The 19,474-nt window shown below is 66.2% G+C and carries 21 protein-coding genes and 1 riboswitch; of the genes, 13 read left to right on the forward strand and 8 right to left on the reverse strand.

Annotated features, from left to right (window positions below; all coding sequences use genetic code 11):
* Positions 1-28: 28 nt before the first annotated feature.
* The 10 genes from CI41S_RS35710 to CI41S_RS35755 all read left to right on the forward strand — a co-directional run bounded on the left by CI41S_RS35710 (position 29) and on the right by CI41S_RS35755 (position 10,581).
* Positions 29-1,252 (forward strand): ABC transporter substrate-binding protein, encoded by a 1,224-nt coding sequence (locus CI41S_RS35710; protein WP_172628321.1) that lies wholly within the window; start codon positions 29-31, stop codon positions 1,250-1,252.
* A 17-nt stretch (positions 1,253-1,269) separates the two neighbouring features.
* Positions 1,270-1,887 (forward strand): DsbA family protein, encoded by a 618-nt coding sequence (locus CI41S_RS35715; protein ID WP_172626845.1) that lies wholly within the window; start codon positions 1,270-1,272, stop codon positions 1,885-1,887.
* A 16-nt stretch (positions 1,888-1,903) separates the two neighbouring features.
* On the forward strand, positions 1,904-2,605 hold the full coding sequence (locus tag CI41S_RS35720) for a glutathione S-transferase family protein (protein ID WP_139863688.1): 702 nt from the start codon (positions 1,904-1,906) through the stop codon (positions 2,603-2,605).
* Between the two features lie 22 nt (positions 2,606-2,627).
* A complete protein-coding gene (locus CI41S_RS35725) occupies positions 2,628-3,899 on the forward strand; it encodes a CaiB/BaiF CoA transferase family protein (protein WP_139863689.1) in 1,272 nt (423 codons plus the stop codon).
* A 155-nt stretch (positions 3,900-4,054) separates the two neighbouring features.
* Positions 4,055-4,891, forward strand: coding sequence for an ABC transporter permease (locus CI41S_RS35730; RefSeq protein WP_139863690.1), 837 nt, complete (start codon positions 4,055-4,057; stop codon positions 4,889-4,891).
* On the forward strand, positions 4,891-5,955 hold the full coding sequence (locus CI41S_RS35735) for an ABC transporter ATP-binding protein (RefSeq protein ID WP_172628322.1): 1,065 nt from the start codon (positions 4,891-4,893) through the stop codon (positions 5,953-5,955). Before CI41S_RS35730 ends, CI41S_RS35735 begins: the two co-directional genes overlap by 1 nt.
* A 59-nt stretch (positions 5,956-6,014) precedes the next feature.
* Positions 6,015-7,001: an extracellular solute-binding protein gene (locus CI41S_RS35740; protein ID WP_244626788.1), complete on the forward strand. Its 987-nt coding sequence runs from the start codon at positions 6,015-6,017 to the stop codon at positions 6,999-7,001.
* 37 nt (positions 7,002-7,038) lie between these two features.
* Positions 7,039-7,914, forward strand: coding sequence for an ABC transporter permease (locus tag CI41S_RS35745; RefSeq protein WP_139863760.1), 876 nt, complete (start codon positions 7,039-7,041; stop codon positions 7,912-7,914).
* Between the two features lie 43 nt (positions 7,915-7,957).
* On the forward strand, positions 7,958-9,565 hold the full coding sequence (locus CI41S_RS35750) for an amidohydrolase family protein (protein ID WP_139863693.1): 1,608 nt from the start codon (positions 7,958-7,960) through the stop codon (positions 9,563-9,565).
* On the forward strand, positions 9,562-10,581 hold the full coding sequence (locus CI41S_RS35755; RefSeq protein ID WP_139863694.1) for a CobW family GTP-binding protein: 1,020 nt from the start codon (positions 9,562-9,564) through the stop codon (positions 10,579-10,581). The genes CI41S_RS35750 and CI41S_RS35755 overlap by 4 nt, the downstream gene beginning before the upstream one ends.
* A 192-nt stretch (positions 10,582-10,773) precedes the next feature.
* Here CI41S_RS35755 and CI41S_RS35760 read toward each other — a convergent pair whose 3' ends face one another.
* Positions 10,774-11,700: a GlxA family transcriptional regulator gene (locus CI41S_RS35760; protein ID WP_139863695.1), complete on the reverse strand. Its 927-nt coding sequence runs from the start codon at positions 11,698-11,700 to the stop codon at positions 10,774-10,776.
* Positions 11,701-11,793: 93 nt separating this feature from the next.
* On the opposite strand from CI41S_RS35760, the gene CI41S_RS35765 reads away from it, so the two are divergent.
* Positions 11,794-12,621, forward strand: a complete 828-nt coding sequence (locus CI41S_RS35765; RefSeq protein ID WP_139863696.1) for a dienelactone hydrolase family protein — start codon at positions 11,794-11,796, stop codon at positions 12,619-12,621.
* Here CI41S_RS35765 and CI41S_RS35770 read toward each other — a convergent pair.
* The 5 genes from CI41S_RS35770 to cobU are packed head-to-tail and all read right to left on the reverse strand — an operon-like array spanning position 12,604 to position 15,014.
* Positions 12,604-13,353, reverse strand: a complete 750-nt coding sequence (locus CI41S_RS35770) for a CbtA family protein (RefSeq protein ID WP_139863697.1) — start codon at positions 13,351-13,353, stop codon at positions 12,604-12,606. The two genes, CI41S_RS35765 and CI41S_RS35770, sit on opposite strands and share 18 nt — an antisense overlap.
* Positions 13,354-13,357: 4 nt before the next feature.
* On the reverse strand, positions 13,358-13,549 hold the full coding sequence (locus CI41S_RS35775) for a CbtB domain-containing protein (RefSeq protein WP_139863698.1): 192 nt from the start codon (positions 13,547-13,549) through the stop codon (positions 13,358-13,360).
* A complete protein-coding gene (locus tag CI41S_RS35780; RefSeq protein WP_139863699.1) occupies positions 13,546-13,857 on the reverse strand; it encodes a hypothetical protein in 312 nt (103 codons plus the stop codon). The genes CI41S_RS35775 and CI41S_RS35780 overlap by 4 nt, the downstream gene beginning before the upstream one ends.
* Positions 13,835-14,467: a 5,6-dimethylbenzimidazole synthase gene (gene bluB, locus CI41S_RS35785; RefSeq protein ID WP_139863700.1), complete on the reverse strand. Its 633-nt coding sequence runs from the start codon at positions 14,465-14,467 to the stop codon at positions 13,835-13,837. Before bluB ends, CI41S_RS35780 begins: the two co-directional genes overlap by 23 nt.
* 43 nt (positions 14,468-14,510) lie before the next feature.
* A complete protein-coding gene (cobU, locus tag CI41S_RS35790; RefSeq protein ID WP_139863701.1) occupies positions 14,511-15,014 on the reverse strand; it encodes a bifunctional adenosylcobinamide kinase/adenosylcobinamide-phosphate guanylyltransferase in 504 nt (167 codons plus the stop codon).
* A gap of 145 nt (positions 15,015-15,159) precedes the next feature.
* On the opposite strand from cobU, the gene cbiB reads away from it, so the two are divergent.
* Both cbiB and cobD read left to right on the forward strand, forming a co-directional pair.
* The gene (cbiB, locus tag CI41S_RS35795) at positions 15,160-16,083 is read left to right on the forward strand and encodes an adenosylcobinamide-phosphate synthase CbiB (protein WP_139863761.1); all 924 of its coding nucleotides are present in this window, start codon (positions 15,160-15,162) and stop codon (positions 16,081-16,083) included.
* Between the two features lie 10 nt (positions 16,084-16,093).
* Entirely contained in the window at positions 16,094-17,059 is a 966-nt protein-coding gene (cobD, locus tag CI41S_RS35800) for a threonine-phosphate decarboxylase CobD (protein ID WP_139863702.1), read from the forward strand.
* Positions 17,060-17,062: 3 nt separating this feature from the next.
* On the opposite strand, the gene CI41S_RS35805 is transcribed toward cobD, so the two are convergent.
* Together CI41S_RS35805 and cobO are read right to left on the reverse strand one after the other, a co-directional pair.
* On the reverse strand, positions 17,063-18,511 hold the full coding sequence (locus CI41S_RS35805) for a cobyric acid synthase (RefSeq protein ID WP_139863703.1): 1,449 nt from the start codon (positions 18,509-18,511) through the stop codon (positions 17,063-17,065).
* A 12-nt stretch (positions 18,512-18,523) separates the two neighbouring features.
* Positions 18,524-19,177, reverse strand: a complete 654-nt coding sequence (cobO, locus tag CI41S_RS35810; RefSeq protein ID WP_139863704.1) for a cob(I)yrinic acid a,c-diamide adenosyltransferase — start codon at positions 19,175-19,177, stop codon at positions 18,524-18,526.
* Between the two features lie 36 nt (positions 19,178-19,213).
* A riboswitch (cobalamin riboswitch) is annotated at positions 19,214-19,419 on the forward strand.
* The last annotated feature ends 55 nt before the right edge of the window (positions 19,420-19,474 follow it).

Below are 19,474 nucleotides of genomic sequence, written 5' to 3' on the forward strand. Positions count from 1 at the left end.
AGCAGCAGGGGAAACGTCAGGGAACATCATGACAGCAAGACCAACAAGAACACTTGCGGCGATCGCGCTTCTGATCGGCAGTTCGATCATCGCACCCGCCGCGGCGGAGGACGCGCAACCGGTCAGGATCGGGGTGCTCTCCGACATGTCGGGAATGTACCGCGACATCATGAGGCCGGGGTCGGTGCTCGCCGCCAAGATGGCAGTGGAGGATTTCGGCGGCAAGGTGCTGGGACGTCCGATCGAGGTGGTGTCCGGCGATCACCAGGCGAAGCCGGACGTCGGCGCTGCGATCGTCCGCAACTGGTTCGACAATGGCGGCGCCGACGCCATCGTCGACATCGCGCAGTCGGCGGTGGCGCTCGCCGTGCAGGAACTGGCGCGCACCCGCAACAAGATCGTGATTCACGGCGTCACCGGCTCGCCGGCGATCACCCAGCAGGCTTGCGCTGCGACCGCGTTCTCATGGTCGCTCAATGCCTATGCGATCTCGGCGCCGCTGCCGAAGCCGCTGATCGAGCGCGGGCTCGACAGCTTCTTCTTCCTCTCCGCCGACTATTCCTTCGGCAAGGCGATGGAGGACGCCGCGGCCGGCGCGATCAAGAAGGCCGGCGGCAAGGTACTGGGCTCGGTGCGCTTCCCGCAGAACAATCCCGACTTCGGCTCGTTCCTGCTGCAGGCGCAGTCGTCGAAGGCCAAGGTGATCTGGCTGATCTCCGCGGCTGAAGACACCACGACCGCGCTGAAGCAGGCCAAGGAGTTCGGCATTGTCGAGGGCGGCCAGCACATCGTGGTGCCGCTGACCTATATCACCAACGTGCATGCGCTCGGCATTGCCAACGTGCAGGGGCTGACCTTCGCGACGCCGTTCTACTGGGACCGCAACGACGAGACCCGCGCCTGGTCGCAGCGCTTCTTCAAGCAGCATCAGGCCATGCCGACCATGGACCAGGCCGCGGTGTATTCGGGCACGCTGCACTATCTCAAGGCCGTCGCCGCCGCGGGCAGCCTCGACGGCCTGAAGGTCGCCGAACAGATCAGGCAGCTGCCGGTCAACGACATGTATGTCCACGACGGCGCGGTGCGCGCCGACGGCTGGCTGATGCATCCGTTCTACATGGCGAGCATCAAGGCCCCGAGCGACGTCAAGAAGCCCTGGGACTACTACACCATCGAGAAGGTCATTCCGGCAGCCGAGGCGGCACAGCCGCTGTCGGAGAGCCAGTGCCCGCTCGTCGCTCAATCGCGATGAGATCAAAAGGAGAGACCATGCCCCGCGAAATCCTGAAAATGTATTCAGACTACAAAAGCCCCTATGCCTGGCTGGCGTTCGATCCGGTGTTCGAGCTGGAGAACAAATACGACATTAAGGTGCAGTGGCGGCCGTTCCAGCTGCGCATCAAGGGCTCGGGCCAGCGCAGCGTCTATTCGGAATACAAGGTCAAGTATTCCTACATGGATGCGCGGCGCACCGCCAACGAGCGCGGCGACAAGAAGATCATCCGCGGCCCGCTGAAGATCTACGACACCGCGCCGGCGCTGATCGGCGGCCTGTTCGCGGAGAAGCAGGGCCGGCTGGTCGAATACAGCCGTCTGGTCTACGAGCTGTTCTTCCGCCGCGAGCTCGCCATCGACGAGGCCGATGCGATGCAGCGCTTCATCGAGTCGCTCGGCATGTCCGGCGCCGACTACCGCGCCTATCTCGAGGGCGACGGCCAGCGCGAATATCAGGAGGCGCAGCAGGAGAGCCAGCAGGACCAGATTTTTGGCGTGCCGATCTGCGTGTTCCGCGGCGAGCAGTTCTGGGGCAACGACCGGGTGCCGATGCTGGAGGGGCGGCTCAAGCAGGCCGGTCTTGCGCTCGCTCGCGAAAAGCAGCCGGCCTGACGCCGCGGAGGTTTTGATGATCGATCTCCACTTCGCGCCGACGCCGAACGGCTGGAAGGTCTCGATCATGCTCGAGGAGTGCGAGTTGCCTTACACCGTCGTGCCCGTGAACATCACGCGCGGCGACCAGTTCAAGGCCGAGTTTCGCGCGCTCAATCCCAACGGGCGGATCCCTGTCATCGTCGACAGCAATCCGCCCGGCGGCGGAGCCTCCGTGACGATCTTCGAGTCCGGCGCGATTCTGCTCTACCTCGCGGAGAAGACCGGGCGGTTGTTTCCGCGCGATCTGCGCGACCGCCATCAGGTGCAGCAATGGCTGATGTGGCAGATGAGCGCGCTCGGGCCGATGCTCGGCCAGAATGGCCATTTCTCGCTCTATGCGCCGGAGAAAATTCCGTACGCGGTCGAGCGCTACCGCAACGAGGCGCGCCGCCTCTATGGCGTGCTGAACGACCAGCTGGGCGAGACCATCTACGTCGCCGGCGACGACTACTCGATCGCCGATATCGCCTGCTTTCCCTGGGTGATGACGCACAAGGCGCAGGGACTTTCCCTGGACGAGTTCGTGCATGTCAGGCGCTGGTTTGCCGAATTGCGCGAACGGCCGCTGCTGCAGAAGGGGCTGGCGGTCGGCCGCCGCGCTATCCGCAAGGCGCTCGACGACAAGGCGCGGGAAAATCTGTTTGGAACGCGGCCGCCGGCCGCCGCGGCGCGCTAAACGCAACGATAGGACAATTGAGATGACACTGCCTCCGAACATGCTGACCGGCTACCGCGTCCTCGACATCACCCAGTTCGTGGCGGGGCCGACCTGCACGCGGCTGCTGGCGGAGGCCGGCGCCGACGTGATCAAGATCGAGCTCGCCCCGTTCGGCGACCGCTCGCGCTTCCAGGGCCTCAAGCCGCGCGATCCCGTCACCAAGAACACCTCGCAAAGCACCTATTTCTTCCAGCAGAACCATTCCAAGCGCAGCCTCGCGCTCGATTTCAAGCACGAGAAGAGCCGCGAGATCCTGACCCGGCTCGCCGCCAAGGCCGACGTTCTCGTGGAGAATTTCACGCCCGGTGTGATGGACCGCGCCGGGCTCGGCTACGAGACGCTGAAGAAGATCAACCCGCGGCTGATCATGTGCTCGATCTCGTTTGCCGGCCAGACCGGGCCGCTGAGCGACAAGCCGGGCTTCGACTACATCGCACAGGCCTTTGCCGGGATTACCGGCGTGATCGGCGAGCCCGACGGCAAGCCGGCGCAGGTGCCGGTCGCGATCGGCGATGCCTCCACCGGGGTCGCCGCGGCGATGGCGGTCGGCTTTGCACTGCTGCATCGCGAGCGCACCGGGCAGGGGCAGTTCATCGAGGCGACGCTGCTCGACACCTATTTCCATATGCACGAGGCGAATGTGCCGAAGGTGTCGCTGCGTGGCGACAGCTTCGTCCCGCAGCGGGAAGGCTCGCTGCATCCGAACGGTGGGCCGGTCGGCGTGTTCGATTGCGGTCGCGGCGAGTTCTTGGTGATCTGCGCGCTGGCGCATCAATGGCCGCAGATGGTGCGGGCGCTGGGTCGGCCCGAACTGGAGAAGGACCCGCGCTTCGAATCGGCGCGCGCGCGTGCCGACAACCGGGTCGAGGTCGGCGAAATCGTCGAGGCGTGGCTGAAGACCTTTCCGTCGCGCGAGGCGGCGATCGCGGCGCTGGAGCAGGAGCGGATTCCCTGCGCGCCGGTGCTGACCTTGAACGACGCCATGGCGCAGCCGCATCTGGTCGAGCGCGGCACGGTCCGCTACGTCGACGATCCGCAGCTCGGCCGGTTCGCGATCCCCGGCGCGCCGATGCGCTTCTCGGAGTGGCAGCCGCGCGCCGACCTCAGGGCCGACCTGCTCGGTGAGCACAATGAGCAGATTTTGGGCGAACTCGGCCTCACCGCGCAGCAGATCGATCAGCTCTATGCCGAGAAGGTGCTGGTGCAGGACCGCGAGCTGCGGGCCGGCAAGCAGCAGCGGCGGATCGCCTGAGAGGCGAACTCCAACCAGCAAAGAACGACGTGGATGGCCGGGACAAGCCCGGCCATGACGGAAAGTGATTCATTCCTATTGCGGGCTTGGCGAGCTCTGCGCAATCGGTCTACGATGCGCAAAACTGGTCGGGTGCTGGAAAAGAACCGCAAAGGATGCCGGCGTCACTGTTTGCCCCCCTGACGGAACGGCCGTCCTTGAATCGCGTCCTGCTGCGGACGCTGGTCGTGATCGCCTATCTCATCATCTTCGCGCCGGTCACGATGATCGTCGTGACCAGCTTTTTCTCGCAGGAGATCGTCAGCTTTCCGCCGACGGCGCTGACCTGGCGCTGGTACGTCAACGCCTGGGACAAGCCGGAATTTTTCCGCGGCCTGCTCACCAGCCTGCAGATCGCCTTGATCGCGGCCGCGATCGGCGTGCCGATCGGCACGGCCGCCGCGCTCGCCATCGTGCGCGGAGAATTTCCCGGCAAGCAGGCAATCAGCGCGCTGCTGCTGGCGCCGCTGGCGGTGCCCGGCGTCGTCGCGGGTTCCGGGCTCTACATGTTCTACGTGCTCGCGGAAAACGCGCTCGACCGCGACATCAAGGCGACGACCGAAGGGCTGGTCGCCGCCCATGTGCTGCTGACCATCCCGTGGACGGTGCGGCTCGTGGTCGCAAGCCTGCAGGGCCTCGACCGCGCGGCGGAGGAGGCGGCGGCCAATCTCGGCGCCAGCCCGTTCACGGTGTTCCGCCGCATCACGCTGCCGATGATGCGGCCCGGCATCGTCGCCGCGGCGATGTTCTCCTTCATCCAGAGCTTTGAGAACCTCGATCTGTCGCTGTTGCTGGTCGGTCCCGGCCGCATCACGCTGCCGGTCGCGATGCTCAACTATCTCGAATTCCGCATCGACCCGACGCTCGCGGCGGTTGCGACGGTGCAGATCCTGATCGTCGGCGTCCTGATGGTCGTGACCGATCGCTTCGTCAAACTGTCGCGGGTGGTCTGATGGCTAGTCTGATGATCGAAAGTTTGACCAAGCGGTTCGGCAGCTCGATCGCCGTCGACGGGCTCGATCTGAAGGTCAGGGAAGGCGAGCTGGTCGCGCTGCTCGGGCCGTCCGGCTGCGGCAAGACCACCACGTTGCGGATGGTCGCGGGCTTCCTGCCGCCGACCAGCGGACGGGTGCTGTTCGATACGGAGGACGTCACGCGATTGCCGGCGCACAAGCGCGCCACCGGCATGGTGTTTCAGTCCTATGCGCTGTTTCCGCACATGACGGCCGCGCAGAATGTCGGCTTCGGGCTCGAGATGCGCGGCCTCGGCGGCGCGGAACGACAGACAAAAGTCGAGGAGGCGCTGAGGCTGGTACGGCTGTCGCATCTCGGCGGCCGCCTTCCGCGGGAACTGTCCGGCGGCCAGCAACAGCGGGTCGCGCTGGCCCGCGCGCTGGTGATCAATCCAAAGCTGTTCCTGCTCGACGAACCCTTGTCCAACCTCGACGCAAAGCTGCGCGCCGAGGTCCGGGTCGAGATCCGCGCGCTGCAGCAGCGGCTCGGACTGACCACGCTGCTGGTGACGCATGACCGCGAGGAGGCGCTGACCATGGCCGACCGCCTTGTGGTGATGGAGGGCGGCCGGGTCAGGCAGATCGGCTCGCCGCGCGAACTCTATGATGCGCCGCAGGATGCGTTCGTCGCCGACTTCGTCGGCCGCTGCAACATCCTCAGCGGCCGGCGCGAGAACGAAACCGGGTTCCGCACCGAGAGCGGGCTGGTTTTACCGGTCGACACGGCGCCGAACGAGCGCGACAATGCCAATGCCTTCGCGCTGCGGCCGGAGCGGATCGCAATCCAGCCCGGCGCCAACGGCGATCTCAACGGCGCTGTCGAGGCCGTGACCTATCTGGGATCGCAGACCGAATACCATGTGCGCATCGGCAGGGAGGTGTTCGTCGTGATCCAGCAAACTCCCGGTGCCGACGAGCCGCTGGCGGCGCTCAAGCCGCAAGACCAGGTTTCACTCGCATGGGACCGCAAGGCTCCGCGGCTGGTCCCGCAAACATCGCTGTGAGGAACATTGCCATGATATCGCGACGTCATTTTTTGTCTGCCGGTGCCGGAGCTGCAACCATGCTGGCTGCGGGAGCGCCTAGCGCGCGTGCCGCATCGGGCCAGGTCGTGGTCGGCACCTGGGGCGGCGATTACGGCCAACTGCTCGGCGACCTCATCGACAAGCCGCTGCTAGCGCCGAAGGGTTTTGAGGTGCTGCAGGACGTCGCCAATGCCGATCCGCGCAAAACCAAGCTGCTGGCGGAGCGGCAGAGCCGGCGCGGCTCGATGGATGTCGCCTGCCTGTCGGACAGCGACCATTACATCGTCGCCGCCACCAACGTGTTCGAGCCGGTCGACGCCGCCAAGGTTTCACGGCTCGACAAGGTGTTTCCCGAGCTACGCACCGAAACCGCGATCCCGCACATCTATTCGGCGCAGGTGATCCTCTACAACGAGAACCTGGTGAAGACGCCGCCGACCTCGTTCGCGGATCTCTGGGACCCGAAATGGCGCGGCCGCGTCGGCCTCGCCGACATTCTCTATCCGGCGAACACGTTTGCCGCGGCGCTTGCCGGCGGCGGCAGCGCCTCGAATTTTGATCCCGCGGAAAAGATGCTGATGGAGCTGCGCTCGCTGGATGCAAAAATCTATCCGTCCAACGAGGCGCTGGCCGCCGGGCTGAAGTCCGAGGAGGTCTGGCTCACCACGATGTGGCTGGCGCGCGGCTTCATGTGGAAGAAGGCCGGCATTCCGCTCGCCCATGTCGTGCCGAAGGAGGGCGCGGTCGCCATCGTGTTCGAGGCCAGCGTGCCGCGCAATGCGCGCAACAAGGACGGCGGCTTCGCCTATCTCGACGCGATGCTCGACGCAAAGGCGCAGATCGCCTTTGCCGACAAGATGGGATATGTGCCGACGGTGTCCGACGCCGCGCTGCCGGAGGACCTCGCAAAGCAGGTCAGCCTCAGCGAGGCCGATCGCGCCCGGCTGCTGAAGCCCGATTACAAATACCAGACCGAGCGCTCGCAGCGCACGCTCGACTTCTGGAACAAGCAGTTCAAGGGCTGATGGCACTGGAGCCGGGACTTTGACGTTGGCTGAAGGCATGCGCGGCAAGGGCGGGGCGAGCGCCAAGGCGGCGTCGCCCGGCACGGCGTTGCTGGTGCTGCCGGCGTGCCTGCTGGTGCTCGGGCTTTTGATCGGCCCGATGCTGCTGATGTTCCGGATCTCGCTCAACCAGTTCAGCCCGACACAGCTGATGATCGAGGCGTTCTCGTTCGGCAATTACGCGCGCGCCGCGGCGGACCCCTATTATCAGGAGATCATCCTGACGACGCTCGGCATGGCGCTGCTCTGCACGGCGCTGACGCTGGTGATCGCCTTTCCGGCGGCGTACTGGCTCGGCCGGCTGCAGAGCCGCTGGAAGAGCCTCGTCGTGATTGCGACCCTGTTCCCGCTCTTGGTCGGCAATGTCGTGCGCTCCGCCGGCTGGATGGCGCTGTTCACGCGCGAGGGATTGATCAACACGGCCTTGCTGAAGGCGCACCTGATCGGCGAACCCTTGACGCTGATGTACACGCCGAAGGCCGTGGTTTTCGGCATCATCGCGGTGGTGCTGCCCTACATGATCCTGACCATCGCCTCGGTAATCGAGAGCATTCCGCGCGATCTGGAGGATGCCGCTGCCAATCTCGGCGCGTCGGGCTTCAGCCAGTTCTGGCGCGTGATCCTGCCGCTGTCGGCGCCCGGCGTTGCCGCCGGATCGATCCTGGTGTTCGTTTTATGCATGAACACCTATGCAACTGCGGTGCTTCTCGGCGGTCCCCGTTTCAAGATGATGGCGCCGGCGATCTTCGATCAGTTCGTGCGCGGCAACAACTGGCCGATGGGCGCCACGCTCGCCTTCATGCTGCTCGCGGTCACCATGAGTTTTACCATTTTCGGCAGCATCGCCTTTGCGCGGCGGTATCGGGCGAGATAGCCGGGCAACGGACAAGACCACTCAACAAGAAGGAGGCATTCCCATGGTCGATCAGGCGAAGTCGGACACGCTCCCGGGCGATGAACTCGCGCGCATCCGCAACAAGGGCGAGGTTCCGATCGTGGCGAAGGCGACCTCGCGCGATCGCGGCATCGGGCCGTTCAAGCGGCTGGCGCTGCGCAGCGCCACCGTGATCGACGGCACCGGCGCGCCGCCGATCGGCCCGGTTGACATTCTCGTCGAGGACGGCCGCATCGTCAGCCTGAAAAAGGTCGTGGGCTATGGCGCGGGCCCGAGCGAGCCGGCCGATCACGAGATCAACTGCCGCGGCAAATGGGTGACGCCGGGCTTCGTCGATTGCCACGCCCATGCCGGCGTTGCCTATCATTCCGCCAATGGCTGGGTGCCGCCGGTCGACTACGTCTACAAGCTCTGGCTCGCCCACGGCGTCACCACCGTGCGCGAGATGGGCTCGATGAACGGCCTCGGCTGGGTGATCGATCAGCGGCAGCGTTCGCAGGAGAACACGATCGCGGCGCCACGGTTGCTCGCCTACGCCTACTTCCCGGCGGTCAACGACATGGTCAAGACCATCTACACGCCGGAGCAGGGCCGCGAATGGCTGCGCAAGGTCAAGGAGCGCGGCGCCGACGGCATCAAGTTCTTCGGCGCGCCGCCGGCGATCATGGAGGCGGCGCTGGATGAATGCAAAAAGCTCGGCCTGCGCTCCGGCTGCCACCACGCCCAGATGGCGGTGACGCGGATGAACGCGCTGACCACGGCGGGCTGGGGCCTGACCAGCGCCGAGCATTATTACGGCCTGCCGGAAGCGCTGTACGAGGATCGCGTCGTGCAGAACTTTCCGCTCGACTACAACTACACCGACGAATATTTCCGCTTCTCGATCTCCGGACAGATGTTCGGCCAGGCCGCAAAACCCGGCACGCGCAAATGGGAGGAGACGCTGGAAAAATTTCTCGAGATCGGCTTCACCTTCGTGCCGACCTTCACGATCTACGACGCCAACCGCGACCTGATGCGCGCGCGCCAGGCCTATTGGCACAAGGACTATACCTGGAAGTCGATGTGGGACTACTTCACCCCGCAGCGCGGCGGCCACGGCTCCTACTGGTACCGCTGGTCGACCCAGAACGAGATCGAGTGGAAGGAAAACTACCGGCTCTGGATGGCCTTCATCAACGAATACAAGAACCGCGGCGGCCGGGTCTGCGCCGGCAGCGACTCCGGCTTCATCTACCAGATCTTCGGCTTCGGCTATATCCGCGAGCTGGAGCTGCTGCAGGAAGCCGGCTTCCATCCGCTCGAGGCGATCCGCGCCGCGACCTCGCAAGGAGCGGCGCTGTGCGGCATCCAGGATGAGGTCGGCACCATCGACGTCGGCATGCGCGCCGATCTTCTGGTGCACGAGCACAATCCGCTGACCGACTTCAAGCTGCTCTATGGCACCGGCGCGATGCGCTTCAACGACGCCACCAACGCGGTGGAATGGCATCACGGCCTGAAATACACCATCAAGGACGGCATCATCTACGACACCGAGGAGCTGCTGGCCGACGTCCGCGAGCTGGTGAAGGCGAGCTGGGAGAGCGACGTGCCGGAGAAATACGCCACCAAGATCGCCGCCGAATGAGCGAGGACGGGCTCGACTTCTACGTGCTGACCGGCTTCCTCGGCTCGGGGAAGACCACGCTGCTGCGTGATTTCCTTGAATTGCCGGAGGCCGCCGACACCGCCGTCATCGTCAACGAGGCCGGCGAGATCGGGCTCGACGGCGTGGTGCTGCGCGAAAGCGGCGGCGAGCTTCCGATCGCCGAGCTCGCCAATGGCTGCGTCTGCTGCCAGATCGGCAGCGACCTCGCGTTCACGATCGACCGTCTGGTGATGGCACCGCGTCCGCCCGGAGCCGGCCCGCTGCGGCGGATCATTCTGGAGACCAGCGGGCTGTCGATGCCGGGGCCGGTGCTGCGCACGCTCGCGACATTGGCCGAGCACCGGATGCGGGTTGCCGTGATCGGCACCTTCGATCTGACCCGCGGCAGCGATGTGGCCGAATACGAGGAAGCCGTGGCGCAATGGGCGGCGGCGCATCGCATCGTCACCACCAAGGCCGATCTCGCCGCGCCCGCGACGCTGACCGACGCGCCGTCGCGCATCGCCGATATCAATCCGGTTGCCGAAGTCGTCGCGATCGCGGATCGGACGGACGCGGTGCGGGCGGCGTTCGCGTCCTTGACGGTACCGCCACGGCTGGACATCGCGAGCGCGCCGGGGGCGGCGCATCCGCGCGTTGTGCTTTGCCTCGCCAGGCCAAGCGGCGAAGTCGCCTATCCCGATCTCGCGGCCTGGCTCGACAACGTCGCCGGCGCGCTCGGCGAACGCCTGCTGCGGATCAAGGGGCTGGTGCAGGTCACAGAGAGCCCGCGGCCGCTGCTGATCGAATGCGTCGGCACCACATTCTCGCCACCGCGTGTGCTCCGGATCGAAAAGCCGCCGTTCACCGGCCTCGTCATCATCGCCCGCGATGCGGCGGCGGCCGAGCTGGCGCAGGTCGCGCCGGCCGGGCTGTTCAAAGTTTCGCCCTGGAAAGCGCCGGAGGCGAGCAACGGCACCGATCGGCCCGCGATCAAGGCCGAGTGGGTCGCTTGAAGCGCTCCATTTCCCCGCCTGCGGGACCCTCCTGCCAAAACCCGAAAAACAACCCCATGCAAAGTAGCCGGCGGTCGGGGTTCGATCAGGCGCTTGACACGTCGGGCAAGTCAGGTGTAATTTTCCAAAATTCCGAAATCATGCACGATCGTCCCATTGCTGGGCATTTGGATTCGCGGGCTTCCCCGCCGCTTACCCGGCAGACCGAAAGTGCCGCGGTGAGTGCCGGGTGTCGCGGCGGATCAGCCGGCGCAAGGTCGACGGCTCGGCATATCCGACCTCGCGCGCGATCTGCTCGACCGAGAGGCGCGTGGTCTCGAGCAGCGCGCGCGCGGTCTCGATCCTGATCCGCTGCACGAACTGGATCGGCGACACGCCGCAGATCGCTTCCAGTCGCCGCGCAAAAGTCCGCGGCGCCAGCGCGACCGCATCGGCGACGTCCTTGATCGCAAAATCGCGCGCGATGTTGCTGCGGACCCATTTCTCGGCCCTGGTGATTTTGGGATCCTGGCTCGCCAGATAGTTGATCGCCATGAACGGCGCCTGCGACTGCCGCTCGTCGAGCAGCAAATAGTTGGCGCAGCCTTTTGCGAGGCCGGGGCTGCCGAAGCGGGCGACCACCGCGAGCATCAGGTCCATCTGCGCCATCGCGGCACCCGCGGTCGCGATCGGCCAGTCGGCGACCACCATGCGCTCGGTCTGCAACTCGACCCTGGGATAGCGCTGCCGGAACAGCGGCGCGAACCACCAGGTCGTGGTTGCGCGCTTGCCGTCGAGCAGCCCGGTTTCGGCCAGCAGAAAGCTGCTGGCGCAGGCGGCGGCGAGCATGGCGCCGTCCGCGAACGCCGTCGCCAGCATGTCGCGCGCGCGCCGGCATGCTGTCGTCGCGAGCTTCTGCTCCAGCAGCTCGGCGGATGCCGATCCGAGCCCCGGGACGATCACGAGGTCAACGCCGCGGATACGGCCGCCGCGGCGCCGCGGGCCGTAACGCAGCGTCGTCACCTCGAAGCGGGCGCGTTTGCCCGTGGCGAGCCGGTTGGCGGTGGCGAGCACGTCGTAGGTGATGGCGGCGCCCGAGGCGAGGCAGCCGTCGATCTCGACAACCGCAACCTTGGTCATGTCCTGAAATCCGCGATTAATGTCATTTTTGACACTAGCCGAGGATGCGGAAAATCGCAACTTTTGCCGCCGTTTCGACAGGGAGCACCGCAAATGCCGACACGGCCGCTGACGCAGGACGACCCGCTGGACGATTTCGCGCGCCGCGAGGTCACGCTCGATGGTGTGAGCAAGATCGTCCATATCGCGGGGCAGGGACCTGCTGTCATCGTGATGGCGGAGATGCCGGGCATCAGCCCGCATGTCGCGCGGTTCGCGCGCTGGGTGCGCGACGCCGGCTTCACCATCTACATGCCGTCGCTGTTCGGCCGCGACGGCGCCGTGGCCGGTGCGGAGGCGGGTGCCGCGGTGTTCCAGCGCGCCTGCGTCAGCGCGGAGTTTCGCGCGATGGCCGCCAACCAGTCGAGCCCGGTGACGCAGTGGCTGCGTTCGCTGGCGCGCTTCGCCCATGGCGAATGCGGCGGTCCTGGCGTCGGCGCCATCGGCATGTGTTTTACCGGAAACTTCGCGCTCACCATGATGCTGGAGCCGTCGATGCTGGCGCCGGTGCTGTCGCAGCCGTCATTGCCGCTGAACGATCCGGCGGGCATCGAGATTGCGCCCGACGAGGTCAAGGCGGTCCGCGAACGGCTGGAGCGCGAGGACCTGACCGTGCTGGCCTATCGTTTCGAGGGCGACAAGTTCTGCATGGCGCAGCGCTTTGCGGCCTATGCCGAGGCGCTCGGCGACCGCTTCGTCGGGCGGGTGCTGCCCGACAGCGCGGCGAACCGCGACGTGCCGCCATTCTTCCAGAATTTCGTCACCACGCCGCACAGCGTCGTGACCGTGCATCTGATCGACGAGGCCGGCCAGCCGACGATCGCGGCCCGCGACGAGATTTTGGCGTTCTTCAAACGGAGGCTGTCAACCGCGCGCGGTTGAGGCAGGACGCTCGAGCCAGGCGTACGCGGCGCTGGTCAGGCCGCCGAGCAGCGACCAGAAGATTAGGCTGGTCATCGTCACCGCGACCACGAACTGGTGCGACAGCGACGACGGCACCTTGGTCTCGACGTGCTCGAGCTCGGGCGCGCCGATCAGATGCGGCAGCATGATCAGCGCGACGCCGGCGATCGCCGCCGGCATCGAGCGGCGGAACACGATCAGGCCGAGGCCCGCTGCGGTGGCCAGCACCGCGGTGAGCCACCAGATCTGACGCGACAGCAGCGGCGCCGTCGGCACGCCCGGCAATTTGGGCGGCAACCCGAGCCCCGGCGCGATGGTGAACACGGCAAAGCCGGCGAGGCCCCACATCAGGCCTTCATGCCATGAGGCCGGCTCGCCGGTCGCGCCGCCGCGCAGCGAGAGGAAGCCGGCGAGCAGCAGCGCAAAGCCGATCGCGGTGAGGATGTTGGCCCCGGCGGTGTAGGCGTTGCGCTCCAGTCCCTCGCGCGGCTCCCACGCCTCCGCGCCGTGATCGTGCGCCGCCTGATCATGGACCAGGATCACGTGCGGCTGCGCCAATGCGGCGTCGTGCCGGTGCTCCGCGGCCTTCTCGTAAACCTCGGCCTTCAGGATCAGGGGGACGGTGCCGAACTGCTGGACCGCGGTGACGATCAGGCCGACCACGAAGCCGGCAATGACCGATGCGAACACGATCGAGCGAAAGGTGCCCATGCGGTCAGTGGCAGGGGAACGCGTTCGAGTGGCGCACGTCGTGCGCGGCGTTGTGGATCACGTCGATGTGAGAGAAGCCGACGACGCCGACGATGAACAGGCCGAGCACCATCGCCATCAGGGATTGCGTCAGCCGTCCGACCTGTCCGGCCGCGACCGGAAGATGCGTGGCTTGCGTAACCTGGGACTGGCTCATGGTTGTTCTCCGCGTTCGGTTTGACCGGCTTCTAGCAGCTTTCGGGCGATGTCGCGACTGGTAAGATGCAGATTTGTGCCAGGTAGAATGCGCTTGCGCGCGATCTTGGCGTGCGCCGCCGCCCGGAATGCAGCCTCAAAGCGCGCGAAATAGCCGAGGCTGGCCTCCGGCGTCGGTTCTGTGCCCAGCAGCGTCCGCAGCGCGCCGCGATGGACCGCGCAGATCGCGCCGTCCCCGACCGGAAAGACCAGCGAGGAGATGTCGGCGCGCCAGCGAGCGCCGCTGCTAGCGCCGGATCGTGAATTCACCCGGACCCCGCCGCGATTCCCATTTGGCCTGCTCGAGCTCCGGCCGATCACACTCGGCCTCGGGGTAGCCGACGCAGAGATAGCCGATGAATTTCCACGATTTTGGCACGTCGAGGATGTCATGGATGCGCAGTGGATCGAGGATCGACACCCAGCCGAGCCCGATGCCTTCCGCGCGGGCGGCCAGCCACATCGAGCAGATCGCGGCGACGACGGAATAGTCGACCGTCTCCGGCATCGTCGCGCGCCCGAGGCCGGAGCCGATGGTCGCGTCCTTTTCCGCAAACACGGCGAGATGGCCTGGTGCCTCCGCGAGGCCCGACAGCTTGAGCGCCGCATATTTTGCCGCGCGCTCGCCGGAATAGGATTTGAGCGCATCGGCGTTGCAGGACTTGAAATCCTCGATCACGGCGCGGCGCCGCGCTGCGTCGTCGACGACGACGAAGCGCCAGGGCTGGCTCAGGCCGACCGACGGCGACAGGCAGGCGATTTCGATCAGCCGCTCGAGCGTGCCATCAGGCAGCGGGTCGGTGCGAAAACGCCGGACGTCGCGGCGCCACACGAACAGCTCGTGCAGCTGGCGGCGAAATGCATCGTCGAATGCGACCATCAGCGGCGTCCCGACTCGGGCAGGGAGCGTATACCAGCAGATGTCATTTGAGCTTCATCGGCAAGCCGGCCACGACGAATTCCACTTCATTCGCGACCTCGGCAATGGTCTGGTTCATCAGGCCCGCGGCGTCGCGGAACGTCCGCGCCAATGCATTGTCAGGCACGATGCCGAGGCCAACTTCGTTGGTGACCAGGATGACCGGGCTTTGTTGCCGCGGCAGCGCGTTGGCGAGGCGCATGACTTCCTGCGGCCAGTCGCGCTCCGCATGCAGCAGGTTCGAGAGCCAGAGCGTCAGGCAATCGACCAGCCTGGCGCCGGCGCCATCGGTCTCGGTCAGCGCCTCGACAAGGTCGAGCGGCACTTCGCGCTCGATCCAGTCGTTGCCGCGCCGTGCGCGGTGTCTTGCGATCCGCTCGTCCATTTCCGCATCGAGCGCTTCGGCCGTTGCGATATAGACGGGCTGTCCCGCAAAGCTGCGCGCGCGGACTTCGGCGCGGCGGCTTTTCCCGGATCGAGCTCCGCCCGTGACCAGAATGACGGTCATCGTGATCTCCTGTTGCGTCCGCACTAGCCGCAATCGCGGCGAAAGACAAAGCCGAAATCCATCGCGGAGGGCTTGCGCTCGGCCAACGTCTTGCGCATCAGGGGAGGCCGAGGCGGGAGAAGGTGCGTTGGTTTTTGCGGGAGCGATGGCGGTGGCGATGGCGCTGGATGCCTTGATCGGCTGGCCAAACTGGCTGTTCGCGCGCGTCGGCCATCCCGTGACCTGGCTCGGCCGGCTGATCGATGCGGTCGATGGCGGCTGGAACCGGAGCTCCGATCCACCCACGGTCCGACGCATGGCTGGTGTGGCGGGAGCTCTTCTCGTGATCGCCTTGGCGGTCGCGCTTGGCTGGGCCGTTCAGACCGCGCTCGGCTCGGGATGGGTACGCGTGATCGTGCTGGGAATTTTGGCATGGCCGCTGGTGGCCTTGCGCTCGCTGCATGATCATGTCGCTGCGGTCGCACATCCGCTCGCATCGGGCGATATCGCGGGGGCGCGCGCTGCGGTGTCGCAGATTGTGGGGCGCGATCCGGCCACGCTCGATGAGGCCGGCATTGCGCGCGCGGCGATCGAGAGCCTCGCCGAGAATGCGTCCGACGGCATCGTGGCGCCGGTGTTTTGGGGCGCCGTGTTCGGGCTGCCCGGCATTTTCGGCTACAAGGCGATCAACACGCTGGACTCCATGATCGGTCATCGCACCGAGCGGCACGAAGCCTTCGGCTGGGCCGCGGCGCGCATCGACGATGTCGCCAACCTGATCCCGGCGCGGCTGACCGGCGTGCTGTTCGTGCTGCTGTCCGCGCAACCTGCGCAGGCATGGTCGTGCATGCTGCGCGACGCGCGCCGCCATCGTTCGCCGAATGCCGGCTGGCCGGAAGCTGCGATGGCCGGCACGCTCTGCGTGCGGCTCAGCGGCCCCCGCATCTATCACGGCAGCACGGCAGACGAGCCGTGGTTGAACGAAGGCGCGCGCGATCCGGATGCGGCCGATATCGGCGGAGGACTGAAACTCTATCGCCGCGCGATGCTGTTGTTGGCTGGGGTGTTCGTGGTGCTTACGTTGCTGTAAGAGGGCGGGCATGCAAGAGCACGGCGGAAATCTCGATGTCGCCCGGCAGCGCTTCGGCGGCCGCGCAGAGGACTGGATCGACCTGTCGACCGGGATCAACCGGCTGCCTTATCCCGACGTCGACGTGGAGCCGCGGCAATGGAGCGCGCTGCCGTCGCGCGCCGACATCGAATCCCTCCATCACGCGGCGCGGCAGGCTTACGCGACCGGCGCGCCGATCGTGGCGCTGGCGGGCGCGCAGGCGGCAATTCAGTTGCTGCCGCGTTTGGCTCCCCGGGGACAGGCACGCATTCTTGGACCGACTTACAATGAATATGCCGCAGTGCTGCGGGCCGCGGGTTGGGACGCCGCCGAGGTGTCCGATCTAGGCGCGCTGGCGGGCGCCGATCTCGCCGTTGTTGTCAATCCGAACAATCCGGATGGGCGCTGCCATGATCGGCGCGAGTTGCTTGCGCTGTTGCCGCGCATTGGGCGGCTCGTCATCGATGAGAGCTTTGCAGACGTTGCTCCGAGCCTGTCGCTCGCACCGGAAGCGGGGCGGCCGAACCTCCTGATCCTGCGTTCCTTCGGCAAGTTTTACGGGCTGGCCGGCTTGCGGCTCGGCTTCGCGATCGGCGGCGAGCGGGATATCGCTGGCCTTGCGGCAATGGCGGGACCATGGCCGGTTTCGGGCGCCGCAATCGCGATCGGCCGGCGCGCGCTACTCGATCGCGACTGGGCAGAGGAGACGGTCAAACGGCTGGCGGGCGACAGCGTCAGGCTCGACGCGGCGGTACGACCGCAGGGCTGGCGGCTGGTCGGCGGCACGCCGCTGTTCCGGCTCTACGAGACCGGCGATGCGCTGGCGGCGCAGGAGAAGCTTGCGCGCGGAATGATCTGGTCGCGCGTGTTCGCGCAGAAGCCGGGATGGCTGCGGCTCGGTCTGCCCGGCAATGAGAGCGAATGGGCGCGCCTTGCGGAGGTGCTGGCGCGCTGACGGTCAGCGGGCCAGCGCGAATATCCCGTCGACATCGAGATGCGCCTCGATGTGATCGGCGAGCGCGTCGAGCGCGCTCTCGACTCTCGCGCCGTAAGGCTGGTCCGTTGCGGCAATATCGAGTTTTGCGAGGAACGACTTGCGAAAATCGTCCGATGCGAACAGCCCGTGCAGATAGCTGCCGTGAACGCGTCCATCGGCGGAGACGGCGCCTTCCGGCTCGCCATCAACAACCGCAAACGGCCGCGCGCGATCGGGCCCATCGGTGCGTCCGATGTGGATCTCGTAGGCGCTGATCGCCTGATCCGTCGCGGCGTGGACAGCGTTGACGCGCGTCAGCGTCTTCTGCTCGGTCATGGTGGTCGCGACGTCGAGCAGCCCGAGGCCAGGCGTTTCGCCGGCGGGGCCTTCGATGCCATCGGGATCGGCGACGGTTTGCCCGAGCATCTGATATCCGCCGCACAGGCCCAGCACATGGCCGCCGCGGCGATGATGCGCCAAGAGATCGATGTCCCAGCCCTGCGCGCGCAGGAAGGCGAGGTCGCCGCGCGTCGATTTCGAGCCGGGCAGGATGACGAGTTTTGCATCGCCCGGAATGGCTTCGCCCGGGCGCACCATCACCAGGTCGACGCCGGGCTCAAGCTTCAGCGGATCGAGATCGTCGAAATTGGCGATCCGCGACAGCGCGAGAAACGCGGTCTTGCACTGGCCTACCTTGCGGGCCTCGCCGAGCCCAAGCGCATCCTCGGCCGGCAGCTCGCCGGCGCGGGCGAACCAGGGCAGCACGCCAAAGCCGCGCCACGCGGTGCGGGCCTCGATCAGCCGGTAACCGTCGTCGAACAGCGTGGGATCGCCGCGGAATTTGTTGATGACAAAGCCCTGGATCATCGCGGCGTCCTCGGGATCGATCACGGTCTTGATGCCGACCAGCTGCGCGATCGCGCCGCCGCGGTCGATGTCGCCGACCAGCACCACCGGCACGTCGGCCTTGCGCGCAAAGCCCATGTTCGCAATATCGGCCTTGCGCAGATTGACCTCGGCGGGACTGCCGGCGCCTTCGACCAGCACGAGATCGGCGCGCGCCTTCAGGCGCGCAAAACTCTCCAGCACCGCGCCCATCAAGGTCGGCTTGATGGCGGCGTATTCACGGGCACGGGCGGTCGCGACGCGCTTGCCCTGCACGATGATCTGGGCGCCGACATCGCTCTCCGGCTTCAGCAGCACCGGGTTCATGTCGGTGTGCGGCTCGACCCCGGCGGCGAGCGCCTGCAGCGCCTGGGCGCGGCCGATCTCGCCGCCGTCGACGGTGACCGCCGCGTTGTTCGACATGTTCTGCGGCTTGAACGGCAGCACGCGCAGCCCGCGCCGCCTGGCGGCGCGCGCCAGCCCCGCGACGATGAGCGACTTGCCCACGTCCGAGCCGGCACCCTGGATCATCAATGCACGCGCCATGGTGATATCAGCTCAGAACTCGACGCCCGGCTGGGCCTTGATGCCGGAGCGGAACGGGTGCTTGACCAGCGTCATCTCGGTGACGAGGTCGGCGATCTCGATCAATTCCTCCTTGGCGTTGCGCCCGGTGAGCACGACATGGGTCATCGGCGGCTTCGACGTGGTCAGGAAGTCGACGACGTCGGCGATCGCCAGATAGTCGTAGCGCAGCGCGATGTTGATCTCGTCGAGCACCACCATGCGCAGGTTTGGATCCGCGATCAGCTGTTTTGCTTTTTCCCAGCCGGCCTGCGCCGCCGCGATGTCGCGGGCGCGATCCTGCGTTTCCCAGGTAAAGCCTTCGCCCATGGCGTGGAATTGGCAGAGGTCGCCAAAATGTCCGGTGAGCAGGCGGCGCTCGCCGGTATCCCAGGCGCCCTTGATGAACTGCACCACGGCGCAAGGAAAGCCATGCGCCACGCAGCGCACGATCATGCCGAACGCCGAGGACGATTTTCCTTTGCCGGCGCCGGTATGAACGATGATCAGGCCTTTTTCGCCGCTCTTGGTCGCCATGATCTTGTCACGGGCAACCTTCTTCTTCGCCATCTTGGCGGCATGCCGCGCCTCCTGCGACGACTCGCTGCCCGAGGCCTCGTCCTCAGTGGCGTTTTCGTGGGAAGTCATGACGTTCCTTTGGCTTGACAAGTTGGAGCCGTGGACGAATGGTGGGCCCGCGTTGGTTCCTGTCCTACGACAGGCGAAGAGGGAATGCGATAGGGCGAAAGCCCGAAGCGCAGCCGCCCCCGCGACCGTGACCGGAGAGATTCCCAAAGCCACTGATTCCTTGACGGAATCGGGAAGGCGGGGATCAAAGGACAAAATCCTGCTCCGCAAGCCGGGAGACCTGCCAGCGCAGTGATGTGAGAACCGGCGGACGGGGTGTTCCGCGACGGGGAACGAACCTGTTCATCGTCGGTTCGG

This window comes from Bradyrhizobium ivorense, assembly GCF_900696085.1.
Lineage (GTDB): Bacteria > Pseudomonadota > Alphaproteobacteria > Rhizobiales > Xanthobacteraceae > Bradyrhizobium > Bradyrhizobium ivorense.

Coding starts and splice junctions, on each gene's coding strand:
- CI41S_RS35725 (WP_139863689.1), top strand. CDS start 2,628: ATGACACTGCCTCCGAACATGCTGACCGGCTACCGCGTCCTCGACATC.
- CI41S_RS35745 (WP_139863760.1), top strand. CDS start 7,039: ATGCGCGGCAAGGGCGGGGCGAGCGCCAAGGCGGCGTCGCCCGGCACG.
- CI41S_RS35775 (WP_139863698.1), bottom strand. CDS start 13,549: ATGAGCCAGTCCCAGGTTACGCAAGCCACGCATCTTCCGGTCGCGGCC.
- cobU (WP_139863701.1), bottom strand. CDS start 15,014: ATGACCGTCATTCTGGTCACGGGCGGAGCTCGATCCGGGAAAAGCCGC.
- CI41S_RS35805 (WP_139863703.1), bottom strand. CDS start 18,511: ATGGCGCGTGCATTGATGATCCAGGGTGCCGGCTCGGACGTGGGCAAG.
- cbiB (WP_139863761.1), top strand. CDS start 15,160: ATGGCGGTGGCGATGGCGCTGGATGCCTTGATCGGCTGGCCAAACTGG.
- CI41S_RS35765 (WP_139863696.1), top strand. CDS start 11,794: ATGCCGACACGGCCGCTGACGCAGGACGACCCGCTGGACGATTTCGCG.
- CI41S_RS35715 (WP_172626845.1), top strand. CDS start 1,270: ATGCCCCGCGAAATCCTGAAAATGTATTCAGACTACAAAAGCCCCTAT.
- cobD (WP_139863702.1), top strand. CDS start 16,094: ATGCAAGAGCACGGCGGAAATCTCGATGTCGCCCGGCAGCGCTTCGGC.
- CI41S_RS35710 (WP_172628321.1), top strand. CDS start 29: ATGACAGCAAGACCAACAAGAACACTTGCGGCGATCGCGCTTCTGATC.
- cobO (WP_139863704.1), bottom strand. CDS start 19,177: ATGACTTCCCACGAAAACGCCACTGAGGACGAGGCCTCGGGCAGCGAG.
- CI41S_RS35740 (WP_244626788.1), top strand. CDS start 6,015: ATGCTGGCTGCGGGAGCGCCTAGCGCGCGTGCCGCATCGGGCCAGGTC.
- CI41S_RS35735 (WP_172628322.1), top strand. CDS start 4,891: ATGGCTAGTCTGATGATCGAAAGTTTGACCAAGCGGTTCGGCAGCTCG.
- bluB (WP_139863700.1), bottom strand. CDS start 14,467: ATGGTCGCATTCGACGATGCATTTCGCCGCCAGCTGCACGAGCTGTTC.
- CI41S_RS35720 (WP_139863688.1), top strand. CDS start 1,904: ATGATCGATCTCCACTTCGCGCCGACGCCGAACGGCTGGAAGGTCTCG.
- CI41S_RS35755 (WP_139863694.1), top strand. CDS start 9,562: ATGAGCGAGGACGGGCTCGACTTCTACGTGCTGACCGGCTTCCTCGGC.
- CI41S_RS35760 (WP_139863695.1), bottom strand. CDS start 11,700: ATGACCAAGGTTGCGGTTGTCGAGATCGACGGCTGCCTCGCCTCGGGC.
- CI41S_RS35750 (WP_139863693.1), top strand. CDS start 7,958: ATGGTCGATCAGGCGAAGTCGGACACGCTCCCGGGCGATGAACTCGCG.
- CI41S_RS35730 (WP_139863690.1), top strand. CDS start 4,055: ATGCCGGCGTCACTGTTTGCCCCCCTGACGGAACGGCCGTCCTTGAAT.
- CI41S_RS35770 (WP_139863697.1), bottom strand. CDS start 13,353: ATGGGCACCTTTCGCTCGATCGTGTTCGCATCGGTCATTGCCGGCTTC.